This window comes from Nocardia sp. NPDC005745 (genome assembly GCF_040630775.1).
Taxonomy (GTDB): Bacteria; Actinomycetota; Actinomycetes; order Mycobacteriales; family Mycobacteriaceae; genus Nocardia.
Genome location: NZ_JBEXYF010000043.1, coordinates 1 through 17,947 on the forward strand (window position 1 = coordinate 1; position 17,947 = coordinate 17,947).

Annotated in this window: 15 protein-coding genes; 8 read left to right on the forward strand and 7 right to left on the reverse strand. The window is 69.9% G+C overall.

The annotated features are described in order from the left end of the window. Nucleotides 1-328: 328 nt before the first annotated feature. The 6 genes from ABZ420_RS31765 to ABZ420_RS31790 all read left to right on the forward strand — a co-directional run bounded on the left by ABZ420_RS31765 (nucleotide 329) and on the right by ABZ420_RS31790 (nucleotide 7,467). Nucleotides 329-523, forward strand: coding sequence for a hypothetical protein (locus ABZ420_RS31765; protein ID WP_357130630.1), 195 nt, complete (start codon nucleotides 329-331; stop codon nucleotides 521-523). A 207-nt stretch (nucleotides 524-730) separates the two neighbouring features. Continuing rightward, a complete protein-coding gene (locus ABZ420_RS31770) occupies nucleotides 731-1,951 on the forward strand; it encodes a sensor histidine kinase (RefSeq protein ID WP_357130633.1) in 1,221 nt (406 codons plus the stop codon). Continuing rightward, nucleotides 1,948-2,625 (forward strand): response regulator transcription factor, encoded by a 678-nt coding sequence (locus tag ABZ420_RS31775; protein ID WP_357130637.1) that lies wholly within the window; start codon nucleotides 1,948-1,950, stop codon nucleotides 2,623-2,625. The genes ABZ420_RS31770 and ABZ420_RS31775 overlap by 4 nt, the downstream gene beginning before the upstream one ends. Nucleotides 2,626-2,855: 230 nt before the next feature. After that, complete coding sequence (locus tag ABZ420_RS31780; protein WP_357130640.1) at nucleotides 2,856-3,815, forward strand: alpha/beta hydrolase; 960 nt, start codon at nucleotides 2,856-2,858, stop codon at nucleotides 3,813-3,815. Between the two features lie 20 nt (nucleotides 3,816-3,835). Further along, nucleotides 3,836-5,755, forward strand: coding sequence for an ABC transporter ATP-binding protein (locus ABZ420_RS31785; protein ID WP_357130643.1), 1,920 nt, complete (start codon nucleotides 3,836-3,838; stop codon nucleotides 5,753-5,755). Next, on the forward strand, nucleotides 5,752-7,467 hold the full coding sequence (locus ABZ420_RS31790; protein WP_357130646.1) for an ABC transporter ATP-binding protein: 1,716 nt from the start codon (nucleotides 5,752-5,754) through the stop codon (nucleotides 7,465-7,467). The genes ABZ420_RS31785 and ABZ420_RS31790 overlap by 4 nt, the downstream gene beginning before the upstream one ends. A 52-nt stretch (nucleotides 7,468-7,519) precedes the next feature. On the opposite strand, the gene ABZ420_RS31795 is transcribed toward ABZ420_RS31790, so the two are convergent. The 6 genes from ABZ420_RS31795 to ABZ420_RS31820 form a co-directional block, all read right to left on the reverse strand. After that, nucleotides 7,520-8,260 carry an NAD(P)H-binding protein gene (locus tag ABZ420_RS31795; RefSeq protein ID WP_357130649.1) on the reverse strand — a complete coding sequence of 247 codons (741 nt, stop codon included), beginning with the start codon at nucleotides 8,258-8,260 and terminating at the stop codon, nucleotides 7,520-7,522. A gap of 297 nt (nucleotides 8,261-8,557) precedes the next feature. Beyond that, nucleotides 8,558-9,358 carry an ESX secretion-associated protein EspG gene (locus tag ABZ420_RS31800; RefSeq protein WP_357130652.1) on the reverse strand — a complete coding sequence of 267 codons (801 nt, stop codon included), beginning with the start codon at nucleotides 9,356-9,358 and terminating at the stop codon, nucleotides 8,558-8,560. Then, complete coding sequence (locus ABZ420_RS31805; RefSeq protein ID WP_357130655.1) at nucleotides 9,355-11,919, reverse strand: hypothetical protein; 2,565 nt, start codon at nucleotides 11,917-11,919, stop codon at nucleotides 9,355-9,357. The genes ABZ420_RS31800 and ABZ420_RS31805 overlap by 4 nt, the downstream gene beginning before the upstream one ends. Nucleotides 11,920-11,982: 63 nt before the next feature. Then, on the reverse strand, nucleotides 11,983-12,456 hold the full coding sequence (locus tag ABZ420_RS31810) for a YbaB/EbfC family nucleoid-associated protein (RefSeq protein WP_357130658.1): 474 nt from the start codon (nucleotides 12,454-12,456) through the stop codon (nucleotides 11,983-11,985). Nucleotides 12,457-12,463: 7 nt separating this feature from the next. After that, complete coding sequence (locus ABZ420_RS31815) at nucleotides 12,464-12,796, reverse strand: hypothetical protein (protein WP_357130661.1); 333 nt, start codon at nucleotides 12,794-12,796, stop codon at nucleotides 12,464-12,466. A 24-nt stretch (nucleotides 12,797-12,820) separates the two neighbouring features. Continuing rightward, nucleotides 12,821-14,896 carry a hypothetical protein gene (locus ABZ420_RS31820; protein WP_357130664.1) on the reverse strand — a complete coding sequence of 692 codons (2,076 nt, stop codon included), beginning with the start codon at nucleotides 14,894-14,896 and terminating at the stop codon, nucleotides 12,821-12,823. A gap of 234 nt (nucleotides 14,897-15,130) precedes the next feature. Here ABZ420_RS31820 and ABZ420_RS31825 point away from each other — a divergent pair, with 234 nt between their 5' ends. Beyond that, on the forward strand, nucleotides 15,131-16,225 hold the full coding sequence (locus ABZ420_RS31825) for a hypothetical protein (protein WP_357130667.1): 1,095 nt from the start codon (nucleotides 15,131-15,133) through the stop codon (nucleotides 16,223-16,225). An 87-nt stretch (nucleotides 16,226-16,312) separates the two neighbouring features. On the opposite strand, the gene ABZ420_RS31830 is transcribed toward ABZ420_RS31825, so the two are convergent. After that, complete coding sequence (locus ABZ420_RS31830; protein WP_357130670.1) at nucleotides 16,313-17,242, reverse strand: RNA polymerase sigma-70 factor; 930 nt, start codon at nucleotides 17,240-17,242, stop codon at nucleotides 16,313-16,315. Between the two features lie 179 nt (nucleotides 17,243-17,421). On the opposite strand from ABZ420_RS31830, the gene ABZ420_RS31835 reads away from it, so the two are divergent. After that, nucleotides 17,422-17,907 carry a carboxymuconolactone decarboxylase family protein gene (locus ABZ420_RS31835; RefSeq protein WP_357130673.1) on the forward strand — a complete coding sequence of 162 codons (486 nt, stop codon included), beginning with the start codon at nucleotides 17,422-17,424 and terminating at the stop codon, nucleotides 17,905-17,907. The last annotated feature ends 40 nt before the right edge of the window (nucleotides 17,908-17,947 follow it).

Genomic DNA, 17,947 nt, shown 5'->3' on the forward strand with positions numbered 1-17,947 from the left:
GCGGGCGGCGTTGGTGTATCTGGCCGAGTTGCGGATGCCGATCAGTATCGAACTGCCCACCATGAACCGGGACATGACCCAACCACACCGCTGACACGGACGAGCGCGAGGCCGTTCCCGGAGGAGTCCCGCGCCATAAGCGCCAGTAGCGCGGCTGGGCACTGCGGGACGAGCAGTGCATTCCGTCCTGAGTTATGAGGAGTTCGGCAAGCATGAGCCATAGGACGCTCGGTCCGCCGCATGGCTCGACCGCGAAGCGATCGATGTCCGGAAGTGAAGCGGGGTGCGCCGTGTCGATACCGCCCACGGATCGAACAGTGCTGTCGATATGACAACCCCCCAGCACTTCCGGCATATCCACATCGAATCGGGAGCCTTGGTCCTGGACTACCGAGCGTGTGCGGAACAGGCCAGGAGCGTGGCCGCCAGCTTGGCGCAGAGCCATCCGGAGCTGATCGTCACCATCGATGACGACGTCCACGTCGAGTTGCCGACGCTGCCCTGCGGCGATTTGTGGAAGTGAATCCGCCAGGCGCGGACCCGCCCGAGCACGCCATCGAGACAGCGGAGCTGATCGCGCCCGGGCGGATCGGTCCGAGGATCGTCGCGGTCGGAGTCGCTGTCTACGTGAATGCGCGTAGGGATATGGCGATCGGCTGCGTCGGTCGTCGTAGCCGATCGCGCGCTCGCGCGGGGGCGCGCGAACTCGGGGATGCCGTACCCTCACGGCATGGATCTGCGGGCGGTGTCACGACGGCTGTCCGCCTGGATTTCGCGTCGGCCCGCCTGGTTTCCGGATGTCCTGCTGGCGCTGTTCGTCACCGTGATCCAGGTGCAGAGCGCCGCGATTCCGGTGCCGCTCGAGCCGGCCTACACACCGGTGTCGGGTTTCGGATACGCCTTGCTGATCGTCAGCGGCTTGGCCGTCGCCGCGCGTCGCAGCCGGCCGGTCGCGGTGTTCGTGATCACGGGGCTGGCGAGTGTCGTCTATTTCGGTCTCGGCTTCCCCGACCGGCTTTCCTATCTGGGCCTCTTCGTCGCGCTGTACACCCTCGCCGCCTACGGCGACGGGCGGCGATCGCTGCTGGTCGCCGGTGCGGGCATCACGGTGCTCGCCCTCGGCTGGCTGATCGCCGCGGCGGACATCCAGCCGCTGGTGGCCATCGGCTGGGTGTTCTTCCGGATCGGCGCGTCGGTGATCAGCACGATCCTCGGTGAGTCGGTCCGATCCCGCCGGGTCATCGCCGCCGATGCGCAACAGCGCGCGGAATTGGCCGAACGGTCCCGCGACGAGGAAGCCAGGGCGCGGGTCGACGCCGAGCGGCTGCGGATCGCGCGCGAAGTCCACGACACCGTCGCCCACGCGATCGCCATCATCAACGTGCAGTCCGGCGTCACCGCCCACGTGCTCGACAAGCGACCGGAACAGGCCCGCGAAGCGCTGCGCACCATCGAACAGACCAGTTCGCGGGCACTGCGGGAGATGCGAGCCATTCTCGGCGTCCTGCGCGACGGCGACGAACGCGAGCCCTACCCCGGTCTCGGCCAGATCGATGAACTGGTCGGCAAGGCCCGCGACGCCGGGCTCGACATCGCGTTCGAGCAGACCACCCCGGTGACGCCGCTGCCCAGCGCGGTGGGCAGCGCCGCGTACCGCATCGTGCAGGAATCGATCACCAACGTGATCCGGCACGTCGGCCCGACCAGGGTGACGGTGGCGCTCGAACCCGGCATCGACGCCTTGCGGATACGGGTGATCGACGAAGGCCGCGGCGACGCCGCGCGTGTCCCGGCGCACGCGGGCGGCTCGAACCCGACCGGCCGCGGCATCCTCGGGATGCGGGAACGCTGCCGGTTGCTCGGCGGTGAACTCGACGCGACGCCGCGTCCCGGCGGCGGGTTCGAGGTCACGGCCCGATTGCCGCTGACGCCGGTCGGGTCGCGCTTGTGAACTCGCCGCCTCCGATCAAGGTTCTGCTCGCCGACGACGAACGCCTGGTCCGCTCCGGTTTCAAGGTCCTGCTCGACCTGGAGGACGACATCACGGTGGTCGGCGAAGCCACCACCGGTGCGGAAGCTGTCGAACTCGCCCGTGCCACTCGCCCCGACGTCGTCCTGATGGACATCCGCATGCCCCGACTGGACGGGATACGCGCCACCGCCCAGATCGCGCAGGCCACCGGAATGGAGCGGGTCAAGGTGCTCATCCTCACCACCTACGACACCGACGAGAACGTCTTCGACGCCTTGCAGGCGGGCGCGAGCGGATTCTTGCTCAAGGACGCGGGCCCCGCCGAGCTCTTGCACGCCATCCGGGTGATCGCCGCCGGTGACGCGTTGCTCGCACCCCGGATCACCCGCCGCCTGATCGGCCAGTTCACCGCGCAGCGCAGGGCTGCCAAGTCCGCGCAGGACCGGCTCGCCGTGCTGACCGACCGTGAGCGCGAAGTGCTGGCCCTGGTGGGGCAGGGCATGAGCAATGACGAGATCGGCGCCGCGCTGTTTCTCAGTCCCGCCACCGCGCGCACCCATGTCAGCCGCGCGATGGTGAAACTGGGTGCGCGCGACCGCGCGCAGCTGGTCGTGATCGCCTACCAGACCGGGCTGAGTGATCCCACCCCTTAGCGATCGGGTTCCTCCGCGTCCGGGTGCCGGCGCGGCCCCGGGCAACGAGCGGTGTGTGCACGAGATCCCCGCGGTTCGTCGGGGTGGTTGTCGCGGTACATCGTTGCCGCGGTGAGTGATTGGTGAACCGGATGCGCGACCGGCTACGACGATCGACGCAGCCGATCGCGCTTGGTGTACGCGTATTCACGTAGACAGCGACTCCCGTCGCAGGAAGCCGAGCATGCCCGGTGAGCGCGACGATCGACGGCATGATCTTGGATCCCGAACTCGAAGCAGCTGTCTCGTTCTTCCCCCCGGCCGACCTGAGCGACCCCGTCACCGCACGCGAACGCCTCGCCGAGCTGGCCGCCGCGATCCCGGTACCGGCCACCGCGCACCTGCGGATCGAAGATCGCACGGTGCCCGGCGACGTCGATGTGCCGATCCGCATCTATCGGCCACGCGAGGCGCGAGGCGCGATGATCTGGCTGCACGGCGGCGGATTCGTCATGGGCGATCTGGACACCGAACATCCGTGGGCCACGATGCTCGCCGAGAACTCCGGCGCGACGGTGATCTCGGTGGGCTTCCGCTTGGCGCCGGAACATCCGTTCCCCGCCGCCCATGACGACGTCTACGCGGTGCTGGCCTGGACGGCCGAGCACGCGGCCGAACTCGGCATCGACCCGGCGCGGATCGCGATCGGAGGCCACAGCGCCGGCGCGGGACTCGCGACCGCGGTGGCGCTGCGGGCGCGTGACCAGCAAGGGCCGCCGATCCGGTTCCAGCTGCTCAACCAACCCGTCCTCGATGACCGGCAGCAGGCGTGGTCGGCGCGTAATTTCACCGATACGCCCTTCGTGACTCGGGCGAAGGTGGCTCAGATGTGGCAGCACTACTTGGGTTCCACGCCTGCCACACCGTACGCCGCGCCCGCGCGGGCCACGGATCTATCCGGTCTGCCACCCGCGTACATCGCCACCGCCGAGTTCTGCCCGAACCGCGACGAAGACATCGACTACGCGCTGCACCTGCTGCGGGCGGGCGTGCCGGTCGAGCTGCACCAGTGGCCCGGCACATTCCACGGGTCGCAGGCGATCCTGTCCGCCGAGGTGTCCCAGCGTCAGAGCGCCGAACTCGCCGCTGTCCTGCGCCGCGCCCTGGCCGATGCCTCGACCGGCTCGCAAAAGCATTCAGCCGCACAGTGATCGACGAAGGCCGGAGAACGATGAGCACCATCGACCTCGCCGAGGCGAGGAAGCAGTCCACCTCACCCCCATCGGCTGCCGAACCCTCGGCGCAGCGGAGCGCGACGGAGTTGCTGCGCCCATACCTCGGGGGTATCGCCGCCGTCGTCGTCCTCCAGATCGTCGGCGCCGTCGCTGGTCTGGCGCCGTTGCTCGCGGTGGTCGAACTGGGCCGAACGCTGTTGTCGCCGAACCCGATCGATCACGGTCATGTCCGGATGATCGTGCTCGCGGGTGCGGCCGGGCTGTTCATCCGGCTGCTGTGCACGGCCGCGTCGTCCGGACTCGGACATCTTCTCGACAGCCGGGTGCAACTGTCGTTGCGCAGGCAACTGGCCGCACGACTGGGCCTGGTGCCGATCGGATGGTTCTCCCGCCGCCGCACCGGCGAGCTGGCGACGATCGTGGGCAAGGACGTCGACGCCGTGCACCCGCTCATCGCCCACACCCCAGGCGAGCTGGTCGCGGCCTTCGTCGTGCCGCTGGTGTCGCTGATCTACTTGTTCACCGTCGACTGGCGCCTGACGTTGATCACGCTGATACCGGTGGTGCTGGCAGTCGCGCTGGTCCCCCTCATGATGACCCCAGCCCGGCTGCACGCGCAGAAGGAGTTCGACGCGGGGATGGGCCGGATCGCGAATGCGACCGTCGAGTTCGTGCAGGGCATCTCGGTGGTCAAGGCGTTCGGCTCCGGCGAGCGTGCCCACCGGAGGTTCCGCACGGCCACAGATGATTTCGCGGACTCCTTTCTGCGCATGGTGCACGGTCTCGCCGGAATCGGCGCGGCGATGCAGGTGGTGCTTTCGCCGCCGTTCGTGCTGCTGGTCGTGCTGATCGGCGGCACGGTCCTGATCCAAGGCGGATCCCTGGCTCCGGCGGATCTCCTGCCGTTCCTGCTGCTGGGACTCGGCCTGACCGCTCCGGTCGCGGCGCTGGGTCACGGCTTCGACGATCTACAGGCCGCGCGGCGCGCGGTCGGCCGGATCCGGGACGTGCTCGCGGTGCCGTCGCTACCGGAGCCCGCGCTCCCGGTCGCACCGCAAGGGAACCGGGTGGAGCTGCGTGACGTCCGATTCGGCTACGACGCCGATCACGAGGTGCTGCGCGGGATCGACCTGGTGCTCGAGCCGGGTACGGTCACCGCCATCGTCGGGCCGTCGGGAAGCGGGAAATCCACCCTGGTGCAGCTGTTGCCCCGATTCTTCGACCCGACCCACGGTTCGGTCCTGCTGGGCGGGGTCGACCTGCGCCGACTCGGTAGCCGGGAGCTCTACCGGATGGTCTCCTTCGTCTTCCAGGACGTTCGCCTGCTGCGCGCGTCGGTGGCGGACAACATCGCGCTGGCGGTACCGCGGGCCTGCCTCGACGACGTGGTGCGCGCGGCCCGGCTGGCGAACATCCACGACCGGATTCTCGAGCTGCCGCACGGCTACGACACAGTGCTCGGCACCGATGCCGGATTGTCCGGCGGTGAGGCGCAGCGGATCTCGATCGCCCGCGCGCTGCTGGCCGACGCACCCGTTCTCGTGCTCGACGAGGCGACCGCCTTCGCCGACCCGCAGACCGAACAGGCCGTGCGCCGAGCCATGACGACTCTGAAGGGCGATCGCACCATCCTGGTCATCGCGCATCGTCTCGAGACCATCGCCGACGCCGACACCGTCGTGATGCTGGAGAACGGAACGATCGTCGAACGCGGCACGCCCGCCGACCTGCTGGCACAGAACGGGAAGTTCGCCGAATTCCGGCGATCGCACCGAGCCGCGCGCACCGATGCGATCGAAACCCTCGGCGGCGTGCTACGGCGCGAGTTCGGGCCACGGAGCGGGCAGCGGAACGCGGCCGCGCGGCGGCCCGCGAACGTCGCCGATCAGACATCGCAAGGAGGCGAGCCCCGATGATTCGAATGTTGCTGCGCGTGCTGGGACGCGAGTACGCCCGGCCCGTACGTCGCACCGTGGCCATGATGACGGCCACTTCGATAGCAGAAGGCCTGTCCTACGCACTTCTGGTTCCGCTGTTGCGGGCGCTGTTCGGCGACACGCCCACGGACGCCTGGCCCTGGCTGATCGCCTTCGGCGCGGCGATCGCGGGCTATGCGGCGCTGCGCTATCGCAGCGATCTGTCCGGATTCCTCGTCGGGACCACGCTGCTGCGCGGTGTCTATCGCCGATTCGGCGATCGCCTGGCCCGATTGCCCCTCGGCTGGTTCACCGCACGCCGCGTCGGGGAGGTCTCGGTACTCGCGAGCGAGGGTGTGCTGCAGGCGATGAGCGTCATCGCGCATCTGCTCGCACCGATGATCTCCGCGAGTGTGACGCCGCTGACGATCGTCGCCGTGATGCTCGCCTACGACTGGCGCATGGGGCTGGCCGCGCTGGCCGCCGTACCGGTCGTGGCGGTGATCCAGCTCTGGACGGGACGCTCGATGGCCGCGGCGGATGCCGAACGGACCGAGCGCGTGCAGGAGGCGACGGGGAGAGTCATCGAATTCCTTCAGGCGCAGCCGGTCCTGCGCGCCGGTGGCCGGACCGCCGAACGATTCAAGATGCTCGACGATTCGTTGTCGGGACTCGAACGCGCCTCCCGCCGGGCCATGCTGTCGGCGCTGCCCGGCATCGTGGGACTGACGCTCACGGTCCAGACGATGTTCACCGCGCTGCTGGCCCTCGGCGCCTACCTGGCGCTCGGCGGGCACATCGGTGCGGCGGAGATCCTGACCATCCTGGTGCTGGCCGCCCGCTGCGCGGATCCGCTGCTGTCGCTGTCGGAGATCGGCGGCAAACTCCGCGGCGCGCGTTCCGTGCTGGACGGTCTCGACACGGTGTTGCGCACCGAGCCGCTGCCGGAACCTCGCAGGCCGATCCCGCCGACCGGTCACGACCTGGCGTTCGAGTCCGTCGTCTTCCGGCACGGCGGCCGCACCGTGATCGACGACGTGTCGCTGTCGGTACCCGAGGGACGGCGGGTCGCGATCGTCGGACCATCCGGTGCGGGCAAGAGCACACTGCTGCAACTGCTCGCACGGTTCTACGACGTGGACGACGGCACGGTGCGTGTGGGAGGCGTCGACGTGCGCGCGATCGGCACCGATGTGTTGATGCGGCGGTTCGCCATCGTCTTCCAGGACGTCTATCTCTTCGACGGCACCATCGAGGAGAACGTGCGCCTCGGCCGTCCCGATGCCGACGACGCCGAGGTGCGGGCCGCCGCGGCCGCCGCCCGGCTGGACGAGGTGATCGAGCGGCTGCCCGGCGGCTGGGCGACGAATGTCGGCGAGGGCGGGGCGCTGCTGTCCGGTGGTGAGCGGCAACGAGTTTCGATCGCACGAGCGTTGCTCGAGAACGCGCCCATCGTGCTGCTGGACGAGGTGACCTCCGCGCTGGACCCGGCGAACGAGGCGGCTGTGCACGACGGTATCGAGCGCCTGATGGCGGGCCGGACGGTGGTGCTGGTCGCGCACCGGCTGCGGACCGTCCAGCGCGCCGATCACATCGTCTTCCTGGACAACGGCCGGATCGTCGAAGAGGGCAGCCACGACCAGTTGGTGCGCCGGGGTGGCCGATACGCCGATTTCTGGGCGATGTCCATGGCGACGTCAGCGGGCGAATGAGCCGGGGCCCGGTTATGCCGCCGCGAGACGCCGTTCGGTGGCGTAACGGGATTCAGTGCGCTTCTCGGATCCAATCCCGGTAGTGCGTCGATGCCAGGTGCGCGTCCGGCCCCGCGGTGAGCACATCCCCGGTGACGGCGGCGAACATGCCCGCGGTGTCGTCGGTGACGACGGTCCGGTCGTCGTGCCGGGCGGCCAGGGTGAGCCTGCCGAGTTCGTCGAGGGTGAAGACGTCCGGACCCGCGAAGTTACGAATTCCCAGCAAAGGCTCGCCGGTGGCGACCTCGACGACCGCGTCCACGACGTCCGCGGCGGCGATCGGCTGGATCGGGGTGGCGGGCAGGCGAACGGTGTCGCCGTCGGCGGTCCAGGACAGCACCGCGTCCATGAACTCGAAGAACTGGGTGACGCGAACGATGGAGTACGGCGTCGGCCCCTGCCGGAGCAGCTCCTCCTGCAGGGTCTTGGCCCGGTAGTAGTCCAGCTGGGGCACCTGGTCTACTCCCACGATCGAGAGGACGACCTGGTGGCGGACACCTGCGGTCTGTCCGGCGGCGAGCAGGTTGTCCATGGAGGTGCGGAAGAAGTCCAGGGACGCCTCGTCGAAGGTCGGCGAGTTCGCCAGGTCGATCACGACTTCGGCGCCTTCCAGTGCCTGGTCCAGGCCTTTCCCGGTGATCAGGTCTACACCGGTGGACATCGCCGCGGGGACGGCCTCGTGCCCGGCGGCGGTCAGTTTCCGAACCACCTGCGAGCCGATCCGCCCGGTTCCGCCGAGCACTGTGATCTGCATGGTTCCCGCCTTTCCCGTTGTGCCACCGGCCATTCCGGCGGTTCGTGGCGGGTGGCCGTGCGCCACGAGCAGTCGACCGACCGTCCGCGGTCGAAGCATTCCACCGGCGACCGGCGGCGGGGTGGCTTTGCCGACCCGCACGACAGAACCGTTATCGGTTCGTTCCGGCCGAGAGACCGGACAGGTGGCCGGGGGCCTGGCGCTGAGCGGTAGGACTCCGGCTGATTCGGCGCGGTGGCCCGCCGGATCCGGCTCAGCGATCGTCGAGCCGCCCGGGGCAGGTGCGACGGCGCCGGATCACTCCTCGGTTTCCATGTGCGAATCCATCCGCGAGAGGATCTCCTCGATGCGGTCGCGCACCCACAGGGCCAGCCGGTCGCTGCCCATGGCGGTGGCGACCGGGGCCGGGTCGTCCAGGGGCATCACGTAGCGTCCGTCGTCGGGGAGGTCCCGCCACAGCAGGCCCGCTTCGACACGTCCGCGGGGTCCGTATTTCGAGCGGCCCTGCAGCACCTTGACGATGCCGGTGCTGACGGCGGCGGTGTCGAAGAATGTGGCGCTGCGCAACGCGTCGTCGTCGGGATCGTCGTTGTCCGAGATCGTAGCGGCGGGGCGCTCGGGCTCGGGCCCGGGCTCGGTAGCCGGGAGCGAGAGGCGGATGTCGTCGAGCCGGCCCGCCCCGGACCGGGGGAGGAGTCCGACCACGGTGTCGGCCAGCGCGTGCGGATCGCACTCGAAGGCGTCGAAACCGCCACTGTGCGCGAGTGTTTCGGCCGGCCGCTGGGTGATCACGTAACCGCGTGCCCGGTGCCGCACCGCGTGCACCCGGGTGCGCGCTTCGGGATTGCCGAAATCCTGGTCGTTCCAGGCGTGCGCGACGAGGAAGACGTCCGGTTTGGCGAGCGCGCCCGCCAGGGCGTCCAGGTCGTGGTCGAGCCGTTGGCGCAGCCGCTGCCGAACCTGTGCTTTCTCCTGCTCGTAGTCGGCTTCCAGCCGGGTGCGGCTGGTGAAGACGAACGGGGCGGGCAGTTCGCCCTGCCGGACCTCCTCGCAGAGCAGGTTGAACTCCAGATCGGTGAATTCCCACGTGCCGTTCACGACTCGATCACCGGCTTCACCCGGTCGGGCACGGCGCCGATGGCGTCATCGAGATGCACCTTCGACTGCAGGAACTTGGCGGGCTTGTGGGTCGTGTTGCCCTGTCCGGCGCCACCCGCCGCGCTGGGCGCTCCCATCATGGGCGCGCCCGCGGGCATACCGTCCTGCCGCGCACCGGCCGCTGCGGCGGGATAGAGCGGCGCTTCGGCGCCGGGCAGCGATGCGCGCGGAAACAGATGTGCGGCACGGGATTGCTGCGTCGGGTGTTCCGACAGCTGGGGCTCCGCTCCTGCTCCTGTGCCCCCGGGGCCGGAGCCCGCGCCACTCCCGCCCGCGGGATCGACGGGAGCGTGCCCGGCCGCGGCCGCCAGCGCATCCGGATCGAACTGCCGCAACAGGTCCTGTAGTTTCTCCGCACCCGGCAGCGTGCTCCCGAATTGCGTGAGACTTTCCAGCCCCTGGGTCAGCGCCTTGCCCAGCTGTCCGAGGAACTCCCGGCCCGCCGAGGCGAGTGAACCGGCGCCTTGCCCCGCCGCGGCACCCGCCGCCGTGTCCTGTTGTGCCAGACCTGCCCCGGTGGCCGACGGCCCGTCCGTGCGGGTCGCCGCCGCGAGCGCCTGCTCGTCCAGCGCGCGGGGGAGGTTCTCCAGGACCGAGCGCACCCCCGCCGGGTCCACACCGCTGAGTTTCGACAGCGCGTTCTCGTCGACGACGTCCGGGATGCTGTCCAGAATCGAACGCACCTGCTCCGGCGGCAGCCCGGTCAGTTGCGACAGCGTGTCCTCGTTCAACAGGCCCGGGAGATTGTCCAGGACCGACCGCACCTGCGCGGGGTCCGCGCCCGTCGCCCGTGCCAGCGCGTCCTCCAGGGACCCCGTGTCCGCCCCGGAAGCCGTGCCGCGCGATCCCGCCGGTGCGCCGCCGGGCGAGCCGCCCGTGCCGGAGGACATGCGCGGCAGCGGGACCGCGCCGAGCGAGGGAACGTCGGGCATGCCACTGCTCGTGGCGGTTTCGGGCTGCCCGCCCGGCGACCCGCCGCCCCGGGGTGAGGAAGAACTTCCCGACCCGCCGGACGAACGCGCGGGCGCCGCGCTGTCCTGGGATCCCGCGGCGCCGCCGAACAGGCCCGCGGGCACGGACCCGGATCCACTGCCGGTGGGGCCGCCCGCCGCCTGCGAACCGGTTTCCGCCGCGTCGTAGCCTGCGGGCAGGGAGCCGCCGCCACGGCTGCCTGGCGAGGCGCCCGCCGGCTGGGCGTCACCCCCTGGACCGGCCGCGGAGCCAGGGCCGGAACCCGCGGTCTCGGAGCCGGCCTGCCCCTGTCCGGCCTCCAGGCCTTCCCGGTAGCCCTCCTCGTAACCGGCCTGATAATCCGCGCTGGGGCTCTGATCGCCGGTGCCCTGGTCGCCATAGCCGGATTGCTGCCCGCCGCCACCCGGCTGCTGGCGGCCCTGCCGGTTCGGATCGCTCCCGGGGGTGTTCTGATTGCCGCCCGGCTGGTTCTGAGTGTTGCCCGGTTGATTCTGTCCCTGGCCCCCGGAGGGTTGCGGTGCGGCGATCGGCCCGTTCACCACCGGCATCACCGACACCGTGTTCTTCATGCCCTCGCCGTAGTGCTTCTGCCATTCGTCGCGGTAGCGCCGGGTCACCCTGCCAGGGCAGCAGTCACCGGGATCCGAGGTCGCGGGCATGCTGAGTTTGGTGAGATGCAGCCACTGCGCCGTGTAATCCAGGTTCTGGCTCATCGCGATCATGGAGGTGATCAGCGGCTGCATCCCGTCGGAGTAACCGCGAACCGCTTCGGCGGCCGCGGTCGCGCCCTGTCCCTCCCATGCGTCGGTCCCCGCGGAGATCACGGTCACGAAATTGTTCAGTTTGCCGAGCAGATCGTTGGCCAGGCTGTGCCAGGTACCCGCGGCGGCGAGAACCGGCTGCGGATCGAGATCGCGTCCCAGCTCGTACAGTTCGGTGAAACTGAGACTGTCTTTGTTCTCGATGTTCGCCGTGACACCGGGATCCTTCGCACCCTGGTAGTCCTTCAGCGACGAGGGGAAGCTCTCGGCGTTCGCCTTCTCGACGTGCAGGTGCCCGTCTTCGTCCTTCCAGCTGATACCGCCGCTGGGCTTGTCGAATTCGGCGTCGGGAGCACCGGGCGCCTTCTTGCCCGGCGTGTAGGGCGTCGCCCGGGTGGGCATCTTCAGCGCGCTGAGCGCCTTGAAAGTGTCCCCGGAATCGCCGTCGGTCTTCGTGTACGACTTTCCCGCGGCGATGTAGGTCTCGCCCATGTCGGTGACGATCTTCGCGTGGTCGCCGAGGATGGTGTGCAGGCGGGAACCCTTGGTGGTGAACGCCATCGCCAGTTGCGCGCCGGAGGTCAGCGTGCCGATCGGCGCGAAATTGTTCAGGCGCAGGTCGGTCACCGCGGCCGCCATGCCGAGCAGGTCGTCGACCAGATCGGCGCAGGCCTTGGCCGCGGCGAGGGCGTCGGCCGGGTCGAACTTCAGATACCCCGCCTTCGCCTGGTTCTCCAGTCCGGACCACGTGTTCGATTCGAGGGCCATCGTCACTTTCCTCCGCGGGGGATCGGGTCCCCGCTCCTTCGGTTGTCCACTGCCGGTGCGGCGTCAGTCGTCGTTGTCCGCGACCACCGACCGCGGACCAGGGGCGCCGGGATCATCGACAGGCCAGCGCGCCGGATCGGGCGGCGTCAGCGGCGGGTCGGGCGCGGCAGGCATCAGCGAGCCGAGATCCGGTGCGCCTTCCACGATCTCGGAGAGCTTCGGCAGCGCGTTCTTTCGTTCCAGCAGCGGCGTCATCAGTTCCCTGCCGCGCGCGGCGACCTCGGCGGCCGCCGCCTGCACGGCCGCGGTGATGTTCTCGGCGATCTCGTCGAGGCTCAGATCCAGGACGTCGTCGGCGAATCGGGTAGCGATCAGGACGCCGTCGGCGTTCACCGTCACCTCGATGCGTTTGTCGCACGCGGTCACCGTGGCCGTGAGCAGCGAACGCCGCTTCTGCAGTTCGGCGATCCCGCGGAACTGCTCGCCGAGACCCTCGAGCATCGTCGCCATATCCGCGCGCAGGCGTTCGTTCACCATGTGCCGCTCACTTCCCCAACTGCCCGCCGGAGGCATGGTCGGTGCCGGTGAGCGAGTCCGCGGCCTCCCGCTGCCCCTCGGACATGTCGTGCAAGGTCTGCGCGGCACCGCTCGCGCCGTCGAGCAGGTTCTTACGCGCCGCCTGGTAGCCCTTCTCGCCCTGCGCGAACTTCTTGCCCCGTTTGTCGTTTCCCCAAGGCATCGTGGTGGCGTCGGATTCGATGCCCGCCAGGGTGTTCCGGAGCTTCTCGGCGGTCGCCGCGACCTTCGTCGACAACTCCGCGGTCAGCTCCGATGCCCGGCGCAGCTGCTGCGGATCGACCTCCACTCGGTCGGCCATGGCACTCCCTTCGATGTCGGCGGTCTAGAGGGTGAAAGGAACATCGACTTGCTGCGGTTCCGCGGCCTGCGCACCGGCTCCGGGGGAGGGGGCCCCGGGCAGCCAGTCCTTCGGCTCCGACGCACCGCCGGCAGGTGGCGTGAAGGGGCCGGGCAGCGGTTCCACGGAGGGCCACTGTTTCGGGCGTGGCTTGCCGCGGACGTCCTTGCCCTCACCCAGGAACGGTTCATCGGCGCCCGTGGCGATCGGGTTCCCGTGCGTGCCCGAACCACCCGTCACCTGCGATCCGGCCGGGCGCGGGCCACCACCGGGCGTGGCGGACGGCGTGTGCCCGCTGGTGGTGGGCGTCGCGGGCGGCATCGGACCGGGGGCGGGTGGAAGCGGCGCGCCGCCGGGAAGCCCCGATCCGGTGTTGCCGGGCTGCGGCCCTCCGGTCGAGCCCCAGCCGTCCACCGACGACTCCCACGAGGTAGGTGGCCTTCCGGTGAAATGGCCGGACTGACCAGCGCCGGTAGAGTAGCCGGAGGTCGAACCCGCGGGGGAACTCGAATGGGTGCCCGCCGCCTCGTGATACACCGTATGGCCCGATCCCGTGCTGACGCTATCGGGTGTGGCGGGTCGTGAGGACTGCCCGCTTCCGCTGTATTGGCTGGTGGCGTCGTGGTACACGCTATGGCCCGAAGCGCTCGAGGACGAGACACTGTCGGGTGTGGCGGGTCGCGAGGACTGCCCGCTTCCGCTGTATTGGCTGGTGGCGTCGTGATACACGCTATGGCCGGAGCCGCTCGAGGACGAGACGCCGTCACCGCGGCCCGAATGGGTCGACGCGCCGCCGCCGATCTCGGAGGGTGGGCGCGAGCCGCCGGCCGTGGAGCCGGTGGGGTGCGGTGCCGGGCCTGCTGGAGTACCGGTGGAACCGGCGACCGTGGACGGCGCGGGCGACGGGCGCCCGGATGGCACGCTCGCCGACGCACCGGTGGCCGTCGACCCCGCCCTGCTCCCGCTCGTGCCGGTGGACGATCCGTCCTGGACCGGTGGGCGTCCGGTATTGCCGGTCGACGGTTTCGGCATCCACACATAGGAGCGGATGTCCCCGCGTCCCGGCGGAATCGGGGTGCCGAGGGCGAATCCGCCCCGCGCCCCGCCGACCATGCCACCGCGCGCGATGCCGCCGACCCAGCCCGCACCGGACGAGAACGACGACCAGTCGCCGGTGACCGCGCCCGCCGCCACGTTCCCGAACGCGGTGCCGACGGCGCCGGAGACGCCGCCGATCACGACGCCCCGGCCCACCCGGCCGAACACGTTGTCGAGGTTCTTGCCCGCGGCCTTGTCGATGGCCTTCCCGAGATACCGGCCGACCTCACGGCCGGGGATCATGCCCGCGACACCGGCGAGGATGGACAGCCCGAACTCCCCGCCGTTGAAGTGGCGGCGCTTGCCGTCGGCGAGCTGTCCGATCTGCACCGCTCCGTTGATCGTTCCGGTGATGGCGGCGGCCTCGATCGCCCGCGTGCCGTAGACGCCGTACCCCTTCGCCGTGGGCAGCACCGGCCGCAGCTGCACCGCGCGGGTCCAGAAGTGCCGCTTGACCGTCGGTGCGCCGAGGCGCGCGGCGATGTTCGTGATGATCTTCTGCACGAAGTCCTCGAACACCTTGAGGAAGGACCGGGTGGTGGTGATCGCGGCCGCCTCCACCGCGGGCGCCGTCGGCGGGAACAGCCATGCCCACAGGATCTCCAGCGCGAGCCAGGCCAGGGTCACGATGACGGTGATCTTGGTGGCCTGGATCTCGGTGCCCATGTCGAACGCGCTGTCGCCGACCGTGCTCATCAGCTTCGCCAGCGCTTCCAGAGACTGATCCCCGGTGCGCAGGACGTCGTAGCGTGCCCCCATCGCGGCGCCGCCTTCCCCTTCCGGGTAGGCCGACACCGTGACCCGCTTCGCTTCGTCGATGCCCGCGAGCAGCGCTTCGAGTTCCTTGCTCGCCGTCTTCCACGCCTCCGACGCCGCCCAGGCCGCGTCCTCGTCACCCTCCGGCCAGGTCGTGCCCGCCACCCAGGCCAGCCACTGCAACCCGTCCGGCATGTAGAGGGTCACCGCTGCTCCGCGGTGGCCCCGAAGCGCCCTCTCGGATTGCTCCCCACAGCTCGCCTCCTCGGCGGTCGACGTCATCGGATTACACCGCAACAAGTTGAACCTTCATCGACGCGCAAGCGAATTCTGCTCCCGCGCAGCACGGATCGATCGACCGATGGTGAAAACCTGTTGTCGGCAACACCGTTGGTTTCCCTCGCGGTGGTAGCCGCGCCGCGATCGAGGAGGTACCACGCCGTGACCGAGCCGTCCGCGGGCGGACCCACGCCGCCGGATGCGGCGAGCCGCCGGATCGCCGCGTCGCTGACCGCGCTCGCGCCGCAGGGCGGCCACGAGATCCACGCGGTCTTCGTACTGACGGCCGACGCCGAGCTTGCCTCGGTCGTCGCCACCGACGAGCAGGGCCGTCCGGTGCAGATCCTGCCGACGGAGGAGGTGCTGGCGCTGGTTCGCCGTCACCGGGAGGCGTCGGCCGCGCTGCCCGAAGGTCCCTGGTGGCGGTATATGCTGCTGGTGTCGTCGTCCGGTGAAGTGCGCACCGACTACGACTTCGGCGAGGAACCGTTTCCCGACGACCACCTCTTCCCGCCCGAGGTCTATCGAGCGGATCTAGAAGCCTTCCCGCGCGAACGGCTCCCGGTATGGCTCGCCGCCCACATCGGGCATGCCGACCGGCAGTCGCGCCCCGCCGAGACGGCGGCGCGGGCCGAGCCGGGCGCGGCGGTGGTGGAGGACGGTCTGCCCGCGCTGCCGGTGCTGGTGGCGCGCTGGGCGGTGCTGTCAGCGGCGTTCGTGGCGGTCGGCTCCCCGCTGGGGCCGCGGGTCCTGCCCTCGCTCGGCTTGTTCGAGGGGGCCGAGCGCAGCGGCTCATCGCTCTGGATCGTGCCCGGCGACCGGGCGGTGCTGTCCGGCGGCGTGTGGAACGATCCCGTCCTCGACGCCGTCTACAACGCCGCGGAACCCATGCCGGACCTCTACGCGGGCGCGCCCGCATGGGTGGCGAATCCGCTGCTGAACCCGCGAGCCGGTGTCGGTCTGCTGTCCTTCTGCTACTGGTGGGATCGGGGCCGGTGGTACCGCGGGGCCGCACCGGCCGCCGGCGACGTGGCCGCGGCTATACCCGGTGTGTGGAGCACGGAGAGCGCCGCCGCCATCGTCGCCGCGCTGGTCGAAGACGAACCCGGTCCCCAGGTCAGCGAGGCGGCGCTCGGCCTGGTGCACGCCGCCGAACGCGGAGCGATCGAACACGCCGCGCTCACCCAGTTCTTCGGCACGGGCGAGACCGACGATGCCTATCTTCAGCTGGTCATGGCGGGAGTGGCCCGTTCATGAAAACAGCAGTGGCGATCAACGATCCCGCAGACCGGCCGGTCACACATCACCAGGAAACAGCGGCGGCCGGTGCGCCCGGTCCCGACGTCAGCGGCACAGGGCGGTTTCGCGCTGCATACGGGAGAGTTTCTCGGGATTGCGCACGGCGTAGAGCCCGGTGACGAGTCCGTCGTCGATGCGCAGCGCCAGGACGGTGTCGATCTCGCCGTCCTGCCGGATGATCAGCGCGGGATAGCCGTTGACCTGCGCAGGCTGCCTTGACGACGCGGCCAGCCTGCCCAATCCGGCAGCCAGTACGCCGGCCACCCTGTCGGCTCCCACGACGGGCGACAGCGTGGCCTGCACGACGCCGCCGCCGTCACCGAGCAGGACCACATCCGGCGCGAGGATGTCGAGCAGGTTCTGCAGATCGCCCGTTTCGATCGCTCGCTGGAACGCCTCGAGCGCGTTGCGGGTCTCGGTCGCCGACACGACTCCGCGTGGGCGGCGGGCGGCGACGTGCGCCCGCGCCCGGTACGCGAGCTGGCGGACCGCGGCCGGGCTCTTGTCGACGGCCTCGGCGATCTCGTCGTAGGCCAGATCGAACACCTCGCGCAGGACGAACACCGCGCGCTCGATCGGCGTCAAGGTCTCCAGTACCAGCAGCATCGCCATCGACACGCTGTCGGCCAGTTCGACGTCCTCGGCCACATCGGGCGCGGTGAGCAGCGGCTCGGGCAGCCACGGGCCGACGTAGGACTCCCTGCGCCTGCCGAGCGCGCGCAGCCGGTCGAGGGCCTGGCGGGTGACGATCCGGACCAGATACGCGCGCTGATCCTGGACGATGCCGAGATCGACGCCCGCCCACCGCAGCCAAGTCTCCTGGAGGACGTCCTCGGCGTCGGCCGCGGAGCCGAGCATCTCGTAGGCGACGGTGAACAGGAGGTTCCGATGGGCGACGAACGCCTCGGTAGCGGGTGCGGGGCGGTGGTCGCTACTACTGGTCTCGCCGGGCGTGCTCTGCGATGTACCGGCCATGGTGTGGCTCCTGTTCCCTCTCGACTGGCTCACCCACCAGACGCCCGGCCGCGCCGTTTTGTAACACCGGAACGTGGTGGCGCACGTCACATCAGGGCGTTGTGACAAATCCCGGGCAGCCTACGTCTGGTGTTCGTTCGGTGCAGGAGCACACGACACCACGAGTGAGGACCAACGTCATGGAATCCCGTTTCGATCTCAACGACAACGAGCTCGGCGCCAAGATCGGCAGGCGGTTCGCGAATACCAGCATGGCGATCATGCAGTCGACGCTGCCGGCATCCACGCTGCAAATGGTGGAGCTGCGCGCCAGCCAGATCAACGGTTGCGGTTGGTGCACCGACGTGCACACCAAGGAGCTGGCGGCAGCCGGTGAAACCGCGGTCCGGATCAATCTGGTCGCCGCCTGGCGTGCGGCCGGGGTGTTCACCGAGGCCGAGCGCGCCGCACTGGCCCTGGCGGAGGAGGGCACCCGTCTCGCCGACGCCTACCAGGGCGTCTCCGACGAGACCTGGGCTCAGGTGCGCGAGCACTACGACGACGATCAAATCGCCGCTCTGATCTACTCGGTCGCCATGATCAACGCGGCCAACCGGCTCGGGGTGATCGCGCGTATGCCGGGAGGTTCCTACCGGCCCGGCATGTTCGACGCGATCACGAACTGATCTGAAGGCGAATCCCGGCCCGGTGTCGATCGAACCCGGG